Source organism: Pseudonocardia kongjuensis, assembly GCF_039526905.1.
GTDB lineage: Bacteria > Actinomycetota > Actinomycetes > Mycobacteriales > Pseudonocardiaceae > Pseudonocardia > Pseudonocardia kongjuensis.
Genome location: NZ_BAAAJK010000006.1, coordinates 114,910 through 130,409, shown reverse-complemented (window position 1 = coordinate 130,409; position 15,500 = coordinate 114,910). Strand labels below are relative to the sequence as shown.

Genomic DNA, 15,500 nt, shown 5'->3' with positions numbered 1-15,500 from the left:
TTAGTTTGACATCCTAGTATTGGACGTACAAGAAACGGGTCACGGGTCACATTGCGATCACTCCCGGTGCCGGCCGCACACCCCACGGCCCCGCCGCACACCCGTTGCAGCAGGTGTGCGGCGGGGCCGGGGGGTGTGGCGTCGGTCAGGCGGCGCTCTGTTCGGCCGGCTCCTCGGCGACGGCGGCCGGACGGGCGGGCGCCGGGGTGTGCGGCTGCCGGGTGCGCCGGGCGTGCCGGCCGGTGGGCCAGGCCGCGGGGCAGGGATCCGGGCGGGCCCCGGTCCGGTCGGCGTCGCCGGCCGCGGCATCGGCCTGCTGCCCGGCCGGCTCGTCGGTCCCGGGCGTCACCTGGTCGGCCAGCTCGGCCAGCGCGCGCCGCGCCCTCGCGAGTCGCCTTGCGCGCCAGCGCTTCCCGGCGAAACCGCCGACGAGGCCGAGGAACAGCAGGGCGAACCCGGATACGATGACGAGCGGCACCGCGACGGCAGGGAAGGCCGCCACCAGCAGGAAGGCCACCAGCGGCCAGTACAGCAGCGCGCGCCCGACTCCCCGTCGCGTCCAGTCGCGGTGCGGAGGCATGATCTATACCTACCCGACCGGCAAGATCGTCATGCGCGACTCGCCGGTACGACCTCGTCAGTTCTTCGAGTGGAGGCCCGAGTTCATGCCGGGGACATCCCAGGGCAGCACCATCGACCCCTACGCCGGGCTCCTGATCTCGGAGAACGACCGGCTCGCCGACCTGCTGCAGACGGCCGACCTGACCGTCCCGGTGCCGACCTGCCCGGGATGGAGCCTGCTCCAGCTGGAGCGGCACGTCGGCCGCGGGCACCGCTGGGCGGCGCAGATGATCGCTGCGGGGGCCACCGAGATCCTGGACCCGCGCGCCGTCACCGGCGGCAAGCCCGCCGAGGACGGCCCGGAGGCCGGTGCGCAGTGGCTGCGCGACGGCGTCACCGAGCTGCTCGACGCGGTGACGGCCGCCGGCCGGGACGCTCCGGTGTGGACCTTCACCGGGCCGAGGCCCGCCGCCTGGTGGATCCGGCGCCGGCTGCACGAGGCGACCGTGCACCGGGCCGACGCGGCGATCGCGATCGGCGCGCCGTTCGAGATCGCGCCGGAGGTCGCGGCGGACGGCGTCGCGGAGTGGCTGGACCTGCTGACCGCCCGCCCGCCGGCCGCCGAGCCGCCGCTGCCCGACGGCGTGACGCTGCACCTGCACGCGGTGGACGACGAGCTGGGCGCCGCGGGGGAGTGGATGATCCGGACCGCCGGCGGCCGGGTGGTCTGGGAGAACGGGCACGGCAAGGGCGCGGCCGCCGTCCGCGGGACCGCCGCCGACCTGCTCCAGGGCGTGCTGCGCCGGATCCCCGCCGACGACGACCGGCTGCAGGTGTTCGGCGACCCGGCGGTCTGGACGACCTGGCTGTCCCGCACGGACTTCTGAGCGCGGCGGCCCGGGGCTAGCGGCGCGCGCCCAGCGCGACCTCGGCGGGCGAGCGCTCCGGCGGCGCCTGCGGCGTCAGCGCCACCTCGGCGGCCAGGTCCAGTGTGGACGCCGACCGCGGGCGTTCGAAGCGGACCGCGGCCCGCCGCCCGTCCAGGGTCAGGGTGGCGATCAGGTTCCCGAACAGCGGGCCCGCCGTGCGCTCCCAGGAGACCCCGGCCCGGTCGGTGTCGTGGTCGCGGGCCCACCGGTTGCTGGCCCGGGCGATCAGCCGCGACCAGGTGACGCGGAACAGCACCCGCATGAAGCCGGGCACCACGTTGTGCACCGGTGAGCAGGTCAGCTGGTGCACCCGGGTGCCGTCGACGCCGCGCCCCGGCCGGTCGCCCGGCGCGTCGGCGTGCACGTCGGCGACGGCCGCGTAGGAGTGGTGCACGTCGCCGGACAGCACCGACACGGTCGCCGGCGGCGGGTCCCCGGCGCGCGGCAGGCAGGCGTCGCGGACCAGATCGGCCAGCCGCGCGAAGGAGTGCCCGAACGCCGGCCAGTGCTCCAGGTCGGCCTCCTGGCGGAGGAACTCGGCGGCCCGCCCGATCCGGCCGGGCCGGTTCGCGCTCGTCTCCACGCCGGCCTGCAGGTCGGAGATGACCTGGGGCAGCAGCCACGGGATGGACGACCCCAGCACCAGGTGGTCGATCCGGCCCGGCGCCAGCGCGCGCTCGCGCACCCAGTCGAACTCGGCGTCGGAGACCATCTTGCGGGGCAGCGACTCGACGATCCGGCCGTTCCGGGAGTCGATCACGATCAGCCGGGTGCCGCCGAGCTCCCAGCAGAAGGAGAACCGCTCGTCCTTGTGCCGGTCCCCGCCGTCGCCGACCTCGCGGTCCCAGCGGTCGGCCCGCTCCGCGAGCAGCGGCCACACGTCGCCGCCGGACGCCTGCACCGCCTGCCAGTCCGGATCGGCGGCCAGCTCGGCCGGGGTGAGGTTGCCCAGGTGCTGGTGCACCCAGTACGACGCCAGACCGGCCCGGATCCGCTCGCGCCACCAGGGCAGCTCGGCCATCCGGGCCCGCCAGACGCCGGAGGTGTTCCAGTCATCCCGGACGTCGTGGTCGTCGAAGATCATCGCGGTGGGGACGGTGGACAGCAGCCACCGCACCTCCGGATCGGACCAGGTGTCGCGGTAGAGCCCGGAGTACTCCTCGAAGGACACGATCTCGTCGTCCGGCCACTCGGGACGGCGGTCCCCGCGCCCGGCGATCCGGCGCCGGGTCTGCGGGGTCAGCTCGTCGGCGTACACCTGGTCGCCCAGCATCAGCAGGACGCTCGGCCACTCCTGCGGCGGCAGCCCGGCCATCCGGGCGGCGTAGACGTCGAGCGCGTCCAGCCCGTAGCTGCGGGCGGTCCTCGGGTCGGACAGCTTGACGTAGCGGCAGGAGCCGAACACGATCCGCTGCCGCCGCTCGGTGGACGGCCCGCGGGTCGGGATCACGCTCGCCGGGAACGGGGAGTGCGGCTGCGGCCACACGACGGTCCCGTCCAGGTGCACCTCGTACGGGTACCGGGTGTCCGGCTCCAGACCGGTCACGACGACGACGGCGTAGTGCAGGCCCGCGACCTCGAAGGTGCGCGCGGTGCACCCCAGCACCTCGACCGTGCACGACCGGTCGGTCTGCACCCAGACCAGGGCGGAGGTCTCGTCGACGTGCCGCAGAACCGGCCCGAGCAGGAGGGTCACCCGATCGAGGGTAGACCTGCCCGCTCCGGGCCGACGGTCTCCTCCAGCGCGAGCAGCCCGGCGCCGATCTTCCCGGCGTCGCCCTTGTAGGTGGCGGGCAGCACCTGCGGGATCGGCCGGACGTGCGGCGGGCCGTAGTGGAACTCGCGCGCGGCGCGCCGGGCCGGGCCGAGGAGCAGCTCGCCCGCGTCGACCAGGCCGCCGCCGATCAGCACCACCTCGAACTCGAAGATCGCGTTGAGGCCGGCGATCCCGGTGCCCAGCGCCCGGCCGAGCCGCTGGAACAGCGACTGCGCGGTCGGGTCGCCCGCGGTGGCCGCGGTGGTCACGTGCCGGCCGGTGACCTCGCCGCCGTCCTCGGCGGCGAGGCCGGCGAGCATCCCGTCCGGGTCGTGCGCAGCGGCGGTGCGGCCCATCCGGGTCAGTGCGGTGCCGGACGCGACCGACTCCAGGCAGCCGAAGTTGCCGCAGCCGCACTGCGGGCCGTCCGGGTTGACGTTCATGTGCCCGACCTCGGCGCCCAGGCCGTGCGCGCCCCGGTAGATCCGGCCGCCGAGCACGATCCCGGCGCCCACCCCGGTGCCGACGGTGAGCAGCAGCATGTCGTCGTAGCGGCGCTCGCCGAGGCGGGCCTCGGCGAGCCCGGCGACGTTCCCGTCGTTGTCGACGACGGTCGGCAGCCCGGTCGTCCGCTCCAGGTCGCCGCGGACGTCCCAGTTCTCGTAGTTGTTGTTCGGCGCCCAGCGGATCCGCCCGACCGGCCACTCGACCGTCCCGGCCGCGCCGACGCCGATGGCGCAGACGCCCTCGCCCGCCTCGCCGGAGCGCAGCTCCTCGACCATCCCCTGGAGGAGGACGTTCATCGTGCCCGCGTCGGACGTGTCCGGGGTGTTGCGCCGCAGTTCCGCGTGGACCGTGCCATCCTCGCCCACGATCGCTCCGGCGACCTTCGTTCCTCCGATGTCGAGCCCGATAGCCCGCCGTCCGTTCGTCACCCGGGCATGATTGCGGCACAGCCGCTGTGATGCCAGCGCACCCCGGGGTTTGCGGACGCGGTGAACCGGGGAAAGGTGACCCATGCCAGTCTTGCGACGAGTTGCCCGGCCGATGCTCGCGGCCGTTTTCATCTACGGCGGCGTGACCGCGCTCCGCCAGTCCGAGGGCCACGCGCAAGCCGCCAAGCCCGTGCTGGACCAGGCCGCACCGGCGATCGACAAGGTCGTCGAGAACGCGCCGCTGGACCGCCGACCCGACTACGAGACCCTGGTGAAGGTCGACGCCGGCGTGAAGATCGCCGCCGGATCGCTGCTCGCGCTGGGCAGGTTCCCGCGGCTCGCGTCGACCGCGCTCGCCGCCACCGTGATCCCCACCACGCTCGCCGGGCACCGCTTCTGGGAGGAGACCGACCAGCAGAAGCGCACCGAGCAGCAGATCCACTTCCTGAAGAACGTCGGGCTGCTGGGCGGGCTGCTGATCGCCGCGTCCGACACGCACGGCAAGCCGTCGAACGCCTACCGCGCCCGCCAGGCCGCGGCGAAGGCCCAGGCCCGCCTGTCGTCCGCGTCCGACTCGGACACCGGGGCGCAGCTCGCGGCCGGCCTGGCCGGTGCCGGGACCTCGATCGCGGCCGCCGCCGCGGGCACCCGGGAGAAGCTGCACGACGCCGCCGAGGAGTACGGCCCGGTCGTCCGGGAGCGGGCGAGCGAGTGGAGCGGCAAGGCGTCCGAGCAGGCCGCGCACCTCGGTGAGGTCGCCTCCGAGCGCGCCTCCACCTGGTCCGAGCAGCTGTCGGCGGCCGCCCAGCGGGCCGCGAAGAAGGCGGAGAAGAAGGCCCAGGCCGCCGAGAAGAAGGGCGCCAAGCTCGCCAAGGCCGCCGCGAAGCAGGGCGACAAGCTGGAGAAGGCCGTCGACAAGCGCGGCGCGCAGTACCGCAAGGCGGCCGGCAAGACCGGCGACCGGTGGCTCAAGGAGGCCGAGAAGCGGCGCGCCCGCTGGGAGAAGCAGGCCCAGAAGGCCGTCGCCCGCGCCGAGAAGCGCGCCCCCGAGTACGCCGACCGGCTGAGCACCCTGGCGAGCCAGGCGCAGGCGCAGGCCGCCCGCTTCGGGTCGGACCTGGCCGATCGCGCGTCGAGCGCCGGTGCCGACGCCGCGAAGCAGGCCAAGGGCGCCGCGAAGGACGCCCGCAAGCGGGCCAAGGCCGCCGCGCGCTGAGCCACCCGCACCGGCACGAACGGGCCCTCCGTGGGCCGGACCGCCACGGAGGCCCGTTCGTGCGGGTGCTCAGGCCGGGCGCAGGATCTGCAGCTCGCCGGTCGGCAGCGCCCGGACCTCCACCGCCACCTGGCCGCACCACGACGGCGGGTGCAGCGCGTTCGCCATCCTGGTGAACAGCGCCTGGGTGCGCGCGTTCGTGGTCGCCTGCTCGGCGATCAGGTTCGGCAGCATCCCGCCGGAGCGCTTGCGCACGGTCAGCGGCAGCACCGACAGCGTGGTCAGCAGCCGGTGCAGCCGGGCGATGTCGGACGCGCGCCCGGCCAGGTCCGGCTCGATCAGCGGGCGCAGCGCGGCCAGCGGCCGGCTCGGCGAGCGCAGCAGCTGATCGGCTGCGGAGAGCAGGATCCGCCGCGCGTCGAGGACGAGCGCCTGGTAGGCGCCGTGCACGGCGGCCGGGAAGCCGTCCCAGCCGAGCCTGCCGACCTCGCCGAGCTGCTCGCGCAGCGCGATCCCCGGGGTCCCGGCCGGATCGGCGGCGGCGACCACCCGCTCCCAGCCCGAGAGCCGGGCGTGCGTCTGGTGCCGCAGCACCGACAGGTTCGCGACGGCGGTGTCCAGCCCGGAGCCCGCCCCCACCCCGCCGTGCTCCAGCAGGTCGGTCTGGGCGGCCCGCAGTGCCTCCTCGGCGGCCCGCAGCCGGGAGTCCGGCCCGGTCACGCCGGACCGGGTGAGCGCGGCGGCCGCCGAGGTGATCGCGTCCAGCACCCGGTGCTGGGTGCCGGTGGCGGCGATCTCCGCGGCGACCGAGAGGACCAGCGCCCCGAGCGGGGCGCCCGGGGCGGGCCCGGAGCCGGGCGCGCCGAGCGGCAGCAGCGTGGACGGGCCGGGCCGGGCCGGCCGGGGCTCGGCGCCGACCACCCGCAGCAGCGGTTCCGCGCCGAACGCCTCGGGCAGCGCGAGCCGCACCGCCAGATCGGTCTGGGGCGCGCGCGGGCGCACCAGATGGCGGGCCAGCTCGCTGGACGCGGTGATCCGCTCGCCCCAGGGCCGGGCCTCGTCGGCGCCGTCGGCCGGTACCCAGCTCAGCAGCAGTGCCGGCCCGGGCGGCGGCGCGGCCGGGCCGGGGCGGGGGCCGCCGTTGCGTTCCGGCGGGCCGGGAACGGCGCCGCCGGGCCGCCCCTCGAGCGGGAGCACGATGCCGTGGTGGTCGTCCGGTTGACCGTGCATGTCACTCCAACGACGTCGGGGGCCGCGAGGTCACGAGCCCGGCTTCCGGGGAGAGCCCACCCATACTGCCCTGTGTCGTTCCGGCGTCGGCCCTCGCCCCGGGGCGGTGGGTACCGGTAGAACTCCGGTGTGCGGAGCGCGTATGTGATCGGGACTCGCGACACCAAGCACGCCGAGATCGACTTCGTGGCGGACGCGGTGGCCGCCGCGGGGGTGCCGGTGTGCCGGGTCGACGTGTCCACCGGGCCCGCCCCGGCGCCCGGTGGCGAGGTGTCCGCCGCCGAGGTGGCCGCGCACCACCCGGACGGCGCCGCCGCGGTGTTCACCGGGGACCGGGGAACCGCGGTGGGGGCGATGGCGGTCGCGCTGCGCGCGTTCCTGCTCGCCCGCGCCGGCGACGTCGCCGGGGTGCTCGGGCTCGGCGGGTCCGGTGGGACGGCGCTGGTCACCCCGGCGATGCGGGCGCTGCCGGTCGGCGTGCCGAAGGTGATGGTGTCCACCGTGGCGTCCGGCGACACCGCGCCCTACGTCGGCGCGAGCGACATCGCGATGCTGCACGCCGTCACCGACATCGCCGGGCTGAACCGGATCTCCCGGGCGGTGCTGGGCAACGCCGCGCACATGCTGGCCGGTGCGGCCGCCGCCCCCGCCGCGCCGGCCGGGACGGACCTGCCCGCGGTCGGCCTGACCATGTTCGGGGTGACGACGCCGTGCGTCAGCCGGGCCGCGAGCTGCTCGGCGAGGAGATCGATGCGCTGGTCTTCCACGCCACCGGCGCCGGCGGTGCGTCGCTGGAGAAACTGGTCGACGACGGCCTGGTCGACTCGGTGCTGGACCTGACCACCACCGAGATCGCGGATCTCCTCGTCGGCGGCGTGATGGCGGCCGGCGAGGACCGGCTCGACGCCGTCGCCCGGACCGGGATCCCCTGGGTCGGGTCCTGCGGGGCCCTCGACATGGTCAACTTCGGGGCGGTCGCGACCGTCCCGGAGCGGTTCGCCGGGCGGCTGCGCTACGAGCACAACGCCAACGTCACCCTCGTGCGGACCACCGTGGAGGAGAACCGCGCGATCGGGGAGTGGCTGGCGCGCAAGCTGAACACCTTCACCGGGCGCTGGCTGTTCCTGCTGCCGCTGGGCGGGGTGTCCGCGCTGGACACGCCGGGCCAGGCGTTCCACGATCCGGCGGCGGACGCGGCGCTGTTCGCCGCGATCGAGTCCGGTGTGGCCGACACCGGCCGGGTGCGGCGGATCCCGCACCACGTCAACGACCCCGAGTTCGCCGACGCGGTGCTCACCGCGTGGCGGGAGGTGCACGAATGAGGCGGTTCACCCGCTCCGAGCTGATGGAACGCTTCGCCGGGATGGCGGCGCGCGGCGAGCCGATCGTCGGCGGCGGCGCCGGCACCGGGCTGTCCGCCAAGTGCGAGGAGGCCGGCGGGATCGACCTGATCGTCATCTACAACTCGGGCCGCTACCGGATGGCCGGACGCGGCTCGCTGGCCGGGCTGCTGGCCTACGGCAACGCCAACGAGATCGTCGTCGAGATGGCCGCCGAGGTGCTGCCGGTGGTCCGCCGGACACCGGTGCTCGCCGGCGTCAACGGCACCGACCCGTTCCTGCTCACCGACCGGTTCCTCGACGAGCTGGCCTCGCTCGGGTTCGCCGGCATCCAGAACTTCCCGACCGTCGGGCTGATCGACGGCGTCTTCCGGGCGAACCTGGAGGAGACCGGGATGGGCTTCGGCCTGGAGGTCGACCTGATCGCCGCGGCCCGGGTGAAGGAGCTGCTGACCACGCCGTACGTGTTCTCCGCCGAGCAGGCCCGCGAGATGGCCCGGGCGGGGGCCGACATCGTGGTCTGTCACATGGGACTGACCACCGGTGGCGCGATCGGCGCGGAGACCTCGAAGACCCTCGACGACTGCGTCGAGCTGGTCGACGACTGGGCCACGGCGGCCCGCGAGGTCCGCGACGACGTGCTCGTGCTCTGCCACGGCGGCCCGATCGCGATGCCCGAGGACGCCGCGTACGTGCTGTCCCGGACGAAGTCCTGCCACGGCTTCTACGGGGCGTCGTCGATGGAGCGGCTGCCGACCGAGCAGGCGCTGACCGCGCAGACCCGCGCCTTCAAGAACGCGCTCGAACGGTGATGGCCCCCAGGCGGCCCGCGCCGCCGCCGGGCGGTGACTGGCGGCGCCGGATGCGGGTCCGCGGGCGCTGGCCGCAGCACGCGCTGGCCAGGTTCGGTGCCCTGATCATCGGCGGGTTCGCGGCCCTCGGGTTCGGGGTCCTCGGCATGATCGGGGTGGCGGTGTCGGAGGAGCCCAGCGGCCTGGACGGGGTGCCGGGCATGCTGGCGATCCTCGTGGTGACCGTGCTGTTCGTCGGGATCCCGGTCGGGCTGCTGGTCGGGCTGCCGGTGCAGTTCGCCACCCGCGCCTGGCTGCGCTCGCCCAGCCCGGACGAGCTCGCCGCGATGCGCCTCGCGCAGGGCGAGGCCCGCCCGGTGCTGCCGCCGGGCCTGCGCGCCGGCAGCTGGTGGGCCGGCGCCTACGAGGACTGCGTGCGCGCCGTGACCGCCTATCACGCCGTCGTCCGGACCACCCCGGACGGCCCGGCCCGCAGCTGGTTGGTCGACGTCGGACGCCGGCTGGACTGGCAGCTCGACGAGGCACTGCGGCTGGCCGTGCTGGGGGAGAGCCTCGACTCCGGGCATGCCCCGGGCGGGCCCACCGCCGTCACGATCGCCGAACGGCTCGACGAGGCCCGCACCGCGTTCGGCCAGACCACCGAACAGGCCGCGTCGATCGCGCTCGACCTGCGCTCCGACACCGGGTTCGCCGAGGTGCGCGCCCAGCTCGACACGCTCGCCGCCCAGGCACCCCACCTGCGCACCGAGAACTGACGACTCCCGAGGAGGAGACGCCATGCCCCGTCCCTATTCCAGCGCCGTGATCGGTGCGCCGCTGGCCGAGGTCTGGCCGCACGTGCGCGACTTCGGCGGCATCCACCGCTGGCACCCGGCGATCGAGGGCTGCGAGCTGATCCGCGGCGCGTCCGGCACCGAGATCGGGGCGCAGCGCCGGCTCGTGCTGGGGGACGGCGGCGTCGTCGTCGAGGAGCTGCTCGCCCTCGACGAACGCGGGCACGCCGTCACCTACGAGATCCTGGAGTCGCCGTTCCCGGTGCGCCGCTACATCTCCACCCTGCGGCTGGCCCCGGTCACCACGGCCGGGCACACCTTCGGCGAGTGGTGGACCGAGTTCGACGCCGACGCCGCCGCCGAGGGGGACCTCGTCGAGCTGTTCGCGAACGGGGTGTTCGCCACCGGGTTGACCGCGCTGGCCCAGCGGTACGGCTGACCCGGGCCGGACCGGGAGGTGCGCGCCGCGCGAGGCCGCGCGCCTCGCGGGGCCGCGCGCCTCGCGCCGGGCCCGGCGTCCGCACGGGATCATGGCGTTCGCACGGGTTCGTCGCGTTCGCACGGGATCGGATCCCGTGCGAACGCAGTGAACCCGTGCGAATGCATCGGCGAGCCCGGGTCCGGTGCTGCGCTCGGCGTGGTGCGGTGGCCCGGGTCTGGTGCTGCGCTCGGCCCGGTGCGCCGCCACGAACGCGGGTCCGGCACCGCTCCGGCTCCGGCGCCGGTGCCGGTGGTGCCGGTGTCGGCTCCGGTGTCGGCGTCGGTGTCGGCGTCGGGGTCGCTACCGGGGCGCGACGCCTGCTGGGGTGCATACGCATGACCGGTGTGCCGCGAGGCAGCGGTGCACGCGCATCCCTCAGCCCGACGCAGCGGATCGGTTCCGGGCCCGCGCTCGCGGGCGTGTCCGCGCAGCCGGCACACCCGCACGGGTTCACTGCGTTCGCACGGGATCCGATCCCGTGCGAACGCCACAAAACCGTGCGGACGCCACAAAACCGTGCGGACGTGGCAATCCCGTGCGGGCGTGGCGACCGGTGCGGACGCGCTGGGTCCGCGGCCACGATGAGCAAGTGTGAACGGGGCGGGGCGGTGCGGGACGCGGCCTGATGCGACGCGGCCCGGCGTGGCCCGGTGCGGTGCAGCCCGGCGCGGCCCGGCGGCGGACGTCGGCCGGGGCGCAGCTCACCAGCCTCGGAGATCGACCGCCCAGGTGTCGAGGACCTCGGCGTCCGGGCCGTCGCCGTCCACCACGTGCATCCGCTCGTGCAACGCGACGGTCGGGTCGACGTGCGCGGGCACGATCCTGATCCGGTCCCCGGGCCGGGGCAGCGGGGTCGCGGCGAAGGTCAGGTGCTCGTCGGAGCAGAACCAGACGTCGCCGCCGGGCACGGTCGGGTTGCCGTGGTCCATGCCGAACGCCTTCAGCCCGGCGTCGGCGACGGCCCAGCCGGGCATGTCCCCGGCCGGCGCGGTCGTCGAGAGCACGGTGGACAGCACGGTCAGCGCCTGCCGGAAGGTCAGCCCGGCGGCGGTGTAGGCGGTGTCCATCAGCGCGTACGAGCCGGCCTGGATCTCGGTGCAGGCGGTGTTCATCGTGTGCGTGCCGGTCCCGCCGCCGGAGATCACCTCGCCGCCGACGTCGGCGTGCGCGGCCAGCAGCCGGTCGGTGCACTCGGTGGTGAGCCGGGCGCGTTCGGCCGGGTCGGCGAGCATCTGCAGGTGCCCCTCGTAGCCCATCACGCCGCGCACGGTCAGCCCGGCGGAGCGGGCGGCGTCGGCGAGCTCCCCGGCCCGGTCCGGTGCGATCCCGCAGCGCGGGAGCCCGATGTTGACGTCGACGAGCACCTCGCGCACCCCGCCGTCGACGGCCGCCCGCAGCGTGTCCGCCGAGTCGATCGCCAGGGTCACCCGGGCACCGGTGTCGACGACGGCGCCCAGCCTGCGGGCGTCGAGCACCTCGTTGGCGAGCAGCAGGTCCGCACCCAGGCCGGCCGCCGCCATGCCCTCCACCTCGCGCACGGTGGCGCAGGTGAATCCGTGGTGGCCGTGTGCGGCCTGCCGGGCGGCGAGCGCGGTCGTCTTGTGCGCCTTGACGTGCGGCCGCAACCGCGGTCCGGGCAGGACGGTGGCCATGTCGGTCAGGTTCGCCTCCAGCGCACCCGCCTCGACGAGCAGCGCGGGGGTGGTCAGGTCGGCGACGCGCACGGCACTCCCAGGACCCGGTCCAGGTAGGGGTTGCGGAACCGGCCCTCCGGGTCGAGCCGGTCGCGGACGGCGACGACGTCGTCGTACGCCGGGTAGCGGGACCGCAGGGTCGCCGCGGTCATGGTGTGCAGCTTGCCCCAGTGCGGGCGTCCGTCCAGCGCGGACAGCACCGGTTCGACGGCGCCGAAGTACGTCTCGTGCGGCCGTCCGGCCCGCACGTGCACGGCCAGGTACGCGGTGTCGCGGCCGTACGCGGTGGACAGCGGGACGTCGTCGGCGCCGAGCACCCGGACCTCGACCGGGAAGGTGACGCCGTGACCGTGCCGGTCGGCGGCGGCGCGCAGCCCGGCGAACGCCTCCGGCAGCGCGGCGCGCGGCACGGCGTACTCCATCTCCAGGAACCGGACCCGGCGCGGGCTGCAGAACACCTCGTAGGACCGGCCGACGTAGCCGCCCGCCGGCATCCGGCGGGCGACGAAGCCGTTCAGCCGGGGGACCAGCGGCGGGGCCAGCTCGCCGGCCCGGCACGCGAGGCCGAACCCGCCGTTGCCGAGCAGCTCGTCGCCGATCCAGCCGGCCGCGCGGCCGCGCCGGGGACCCTCGGCGTCGGTGCGGTCGTTGGTCTTGAGCACGGCGAGGTCGGTGTGCGGGAACCAGTAGAACTCGACGTGGTCGTGCGCGGCGGCGAGCGCGTCGAGCCCGTCGAGCACCTCCGGCAGCGGCCGCACCGACTCGACGGCGTGCAGCCGGAACGCGGGCACGGTCCGCAGGCTCACCCCGGTCAGCACGCCGAGCGCGCCCAGCCCGATCCGGGCGGCGGCGAGCTCGTCGCCGGCCGGATGCCGGACGGTGCCGTCGGCGAGCACCAGCTGCACGCCCTCGACCTGCGCGGCGATGCCGCGGTACCCGGCGCCGGTGCCGTGCGTGCCGGTGGAGATCGCCCCGGCGACGGTCTGCGCGTCGATGTCACCCAGGTTCGGCAGGGCCCGGCCCAGCTCCCAGAGCCGCCGGTTCAGCGCGCGCAGGGTGACCCCGGCGGGGACGTGCGCGATCTCGCCGTCCAGCCGGATGCCGGCCGGATCGGACGGCGCCGCGATCGCGACCCCGTCGGCGACCCCGACGCCGGTGAACGAGTGGCCGCTGCCGATCGCCTTGACCCGCAGGCCGTCCTCGGCGGCGGCGCGGACGGCGTCGGCGACCTCGCCGGTGTCCCGGGCGTGCACCGTGCAGACCGGCCGGGTCCGCTGGTTGCCCGCCCAGTTCCGCCACGTGCCGTTCACGCTCACATCCTGGCCGGAGGAGATCGTCCGACACCACCCCGGTACCGCGGACATCTGTCCGTCCGGCGGCTTCCGCCCGGTGGGACGGGTCTCGCGCCGGACCGGTCCCGGCTCCTAGCGTCCGCGTCGACGCGAAACGGGGACGCCGATGACCGGGACCACAGCCACCGCCGACGACCTGCTGCGCACCGTCGTCGACCTGCGGCCGACGCTGCTCGCCGAGCAGGCCGCCACCGAGCGGCGCACCCGTTACGCGCCCGAGCTGCACGAGCGGTTCCGCGCCGCGGGCCTGTACCGGGTGCTGCAGCCGCGCCGGTTCGGCGGGCTGGAGCTGGACCTGCCGACGTTCGTCCGGCTGCAGCGGGAGATGGCCCGCGGCTGCCCGTCGACGGCGTGGTCGTGGGCGCTCGCCACCAGCCACGCGATGCAGCTCGGCTCGTACCTCCCGGAGTCCGCGCAGCAGCGGATCTTCGCCGGCGGCGACGTCCGGTGCGCCTCGTCGGCGTCGGGGGAGGTGCGGGCGGTCCGGACGGACGGCGGGTGGCGGCTCGACGGGACGGTCCGGTACTGCTCCGGGATCGGGTACTCGACCCACTTCATGGGCCAGGCGTTCGCCGACGGGGACCCGGAGCGGCCGCTGGTGTTCGTCGCGCCGCGGTCGGCGTGGACCGTGCTCGACGACTGGGGCGACGTGCTCGGCCTGCGCGGCAGCGGCTCGAACGGGATCGTGCTGGCGGGCGCGGTGATCCCGGCCGACCAGGTCGTCGAGGGTGCCGGGCTGGTCTCGGTCGACGTCGCGGGCGGCACGCCCGGCCTGGAGCTGCACGGCAACCCGCTCTACGCCGGACGGGCACTCGCCCCCTTCACCGTGTCGCTGGCGGCGCTCGCCGTCGGCGCGGGACTCGGCGCGCTCGACGAGTTCGGACGCCTGATGCGCAGCCGGGGCACCGCGGTGCCACCGGTCCGGCCGCGGATCGACGACCCGGACTTCCAGCGCTGGTACGGCACCGCGCTGAGCCGGCTGGCGGTCGCGGACGCCGTCGTCCTGCGCTGCGCCGAGGAGCACGCCGAGCTGAGCGCGCGGGGCGCCGCAGGCGGGAAGCCGTACGGCGAGCACGACGAGCTGCGGCTCACCGTCGTCGCCCGGGAGGCGATCGTCGCCGCGTGGGAGGCGGTCGGCGGCCTGGTCCCGGTCGTCGGGTCCAGCGCGCTGCGGGCCGGCGAGCGTTTCGAACGGGCGTGGCGGGACCTGTCGACGATCGCCGGTCACCGCAACACCGGGTTCCGCGAGCCGATGTACCGCCGGCTCGCGCAGGTGGAGCTGGGCCTGCCGGCGGGTTGACCCGTCCCGGACGGTGCCTGAGGATCGGACAGGTGTCCGATATGCGGCGGGGTGCATGCCTCGCCGCGGCCGTCGCGAAGGAGAACCCGTGCCGCTTCCCGTACTGCCCACGTCGCTGGTCGGGAGCTACGCCCAGCCCGAGTGGCTGATCGACCGTGCCCGGCTGGCCGACCGGTTCCCGCCGCGGGTGCGGGCGAAGGAGCTGTGGCGACCGGCGCCGGAGCACCTCGCGGAGGCGCAGGACGACGCGACCCGATTGGCGATCCGGGCCCAGGAGGAGGCCGGCCTGGACATCCTGACCGACGGGGAGATCCGCCGGGAGAGCTACTCCAACCACTTCGCCACGGCGCTGGAGGGGGTGGACGTGGACAACCCGGGCACCGCGCTGGACCGCAGCGGGCACCCGAACCCGGTGCCGCGGATCACCGGTCCGATCCGGCGCCCGGCGCCGGTGCAGGTGGCGGACGCGCGGTTCCTGCGCGCGCACACCGACCGGACGGTCAAGATCACCGTGCCGGGGCCGTTCACGATGAGCCAGCAGGCGCAGAACGACCACTACCCGGACGCCGAGGCGGCCGCGATGGACTATGCGGCGGCGGTGAACGCGGAGATCCGGGACCTGCACGCGGCGGGTGCGGACGTGGTGCAGATCGACGAGCCGTACATGCAGGCGCGGCCGGATGCGGCGCGTGCGTACGGGCTGGCGGCGTTGAACGCGGCGCTCGAGGGTGTGTCGGGGACGACGGCGGTGCACATCTGTTTCGGGTATGCGGCGATCATCCACGAGCGGCCGGAGGGGTATTCGTTCCTGCCGGAGCTGGCGGACTGTCCGGTGGACCAGGTGTCGATCGAGACGGCGCAGTCCGGGCTGGATCTGGGTGTGCTGGCGGACCTGTCCGGGAAGACGATCATCCTGGGGGTGATCGACCTGTCCGATCCGGAGGTGGAGACGGCCGAGGTCGTCGCCGGGCGGGTGCGGCGGGCATTTCCGCACACCACCCCGGACCTCATCGTGCCCTCCACCGACTGCGGGATGAAGTACCTCCCGCGGGCGACGGCGGAGGGCAAGATGCGCGCGCTCGTCCGGGGCGCCGCCCAGGTCCGCGCGGAGCTCTGAGCCC

General features: G+C 75.3%; 13 protein-coding genes and 1 pseudogene. 8 read left to right on the top strand and 6 right to left on the bottom strand.

The window, feature by feature from the left end; all coding sequences use genetic code 11:
• Positions 1-145: 145 nt before the first annotated feature.
• Positions 146-580: a DUF1700 domain-containing protein gene (locus ABD160_RS08165; RefSeq protein ID WP_344020044.1), complete on the bottom strand. Its 435-nt coding sequence runs from the start codon at positions 578-580 to the stop codon at positions 146-148.
• Between ABD160_RS08165 and ABD160_RS08160 the strand changes: the two genes are divergently transcribed.
• Positions 579-1,448: a maleylpyruvate isomerase family mycothiol-dependent enzyme gene (locus ABD160_RS08160; protein ID WP_344020042.1), complete on the top strand. Its 870-nt coding sequence runs from the start codon at positions 579-581 to the stop codon at positions 1,446-1,448. The two genes, ABD160_RS08165 and ABD160_RS08160, sit on opposite strands and share 2 nt — an antisense overlap.
• 16 nt (positions 1,449-1,464) lie before the next feature.
• Here the strand turns inward: ABD160_RS08160 and ABD160_RS08155 are convergent, their stop codons facing one another.
• The gene (locus ABD160_RS08155; protein ID WP_344020040.1) at positions 1,465-3,186 is read right to left on the bottom strand and encodes an alkaline phosphatase D family protein; all 1,722 of its coding nucleotides are present in this window, start codon (positions 3,184-3,186) and stop codon (positions 1,465-1,467) included.
• Positions 3,183-4,181: an ROK family protein gene (locus tag ABD160_RS08150; protein ID WP_344020038.1), complete on the bottom strand. Its 999-nt coding sequence runs from the start codon at positions 4,179-4,181 to the stop codon at positions 3,183-3,185. The genes ABD160_RS08155 and ABD160_RS08150 overlap by 4 nt, the downstream gene beginning before the upstream one ends.
• A 112-nt stretch (positions 4,182-4,293) precedes the next feature.
• On the opposite strand from ABD160_RS08150, the gene ABD160_RS08145 reads away from it, so the two are divergent.
• Positions 4,294-5,397: a DoxX family protein gene (locus tag ABD160_RS08145; protein WP_344020036.1), complete on the top strand. Its 1,104-nt coding sequence runs from the start codon at positions 4,294-4,296 to the stop codon at positions 5,395-5,397.
• 69 nt (positions 5,398-5,466) lie between these two features.
• Here the strand turns inward: ABD160_RS08145 and ABD160_RS08140 are convergent, their stop codons facing one another.
• Positions 5,467-6,627 (bottom strand): hypothetical protein, encoded by a 1,161-nt coding sequence (locus tag ABD160_RS08140; protein ID WP_344020034.1) that lies wholly within the window; start codon positions 6,625-6,627, stop codon positions 5,467-5,469.
• A gap of 129 nt (positions 6,628-6,756) precedes the next feature.
• Between ABD160_RS08140 and ABD160_RS08135 the strand changes: the two are divergent.
• The 4 genes and pseudogenes from ABD160_RS08135 (at position 6,757) to ABD160_RS08120 (ending at position 9,991) form a co-directional block, all read left to right on the top strand.
• Positions 6,757-7,949: pseudogene (locus tag ABD160_RS08135) on the top strand (Tm-1-like ATP-binding domain-containing protein).
• On the top strand, positions 7,946-8,779 hold the full coding sequence (locus tag ABD160_RS08130; protein ID WP_344020032.1) for a phosphoenolpyruvate hydrolase family protein: 834 nt from the start codon (positions 7,946-7,948) through the stop codon (positions 8,777-8,779). The pseudogene ABD160_RS08135 and the gene ABD160_RS08130 overlap by 4 nt, the downstream one beginning before the upstream one ends.
• Positions 8,779-9,534, top strand: coding sequence for a hypothetical protein (locus ABD160_RS08125; RefSeq protein WP_344020030.1), 756 nt, complete (start codon positions 8,779-8,781; stop codon positions 9,532-9,534). The genes ABD160_RS08130 and ABD160_RS08125 overlap by 1 nt, the downstream gene beginning before the upstream one ends.
• Positions 9,535-9,556: 22 nt before the next feature.
• Entirely contained in the window at positions 9,557-9,991 is a 435-nt protein-coding gene (locus ABD160_RS08120; RefSeq protein WP_344020028.1) for an SRPBCC family protein, read from the top strand.
• 743 nt (positions 9,992-10,734) lie between these two features.
• Here the strand turns inward: ABD160_RS08120 and ABD160_RS08115 are convergent.
• A complete protein-coding gene (locus ABD160_RS08115) occupies positions 10,735-11,757 on the bottom strand; it encodes an alanine racemase (protein WP_344020026.1) in 1,023 nt (340 codons plus the stop codon).
• A complete protein-coding gene (locus ABD160_RS08110; protein ID WP_344020025.1) occupies positions 11,739-13,037 on the bottom strand; it encodes a D-arabinono-1,4-lactone oxidase in 1,299 nt (432 codons plus the stop codon). Before ABD160_RS08110 ends, ABD160_RS08115 begins: the two co-directional genes overlap by 19 nt.
• A gap of 148 nt (positions 13,038-13,185) precedes the next feature.
• Between ABD160_RS08110 and ABD160_RS08105 the strand changes: the two genes are divergently transcribed.
• Together ABD160_RS08105 and ABD160_RS08100 are read left to right on the top strand one after the other, a co-directional pair.
• Entirely contained in the window at positions 13,186-14,379 is a 1,194-nt protein-coding gene (locus ABD160_RS08105) for an acyl-CoA dehydrogenase family protein (RefSeq protein WP_344020024.1), read from the top strand.
• A gap of 88 nt (positions 14,380-14,467) precedes the next feature.
• Positions 14,468-15,496, top strand: a complete 1,029-nt coding sequence (locus ABD160_RS08100; protein ID WP_344020023.1) for a 5-methyltetrahydropteroyltriglutamate--homocysteine methyltransferase — start codon at positions 14,468-14,470, stop codon at positions 15,494-15,496.
• Positions 15,497-15,500: the final 4 nt, after the last annotated feature.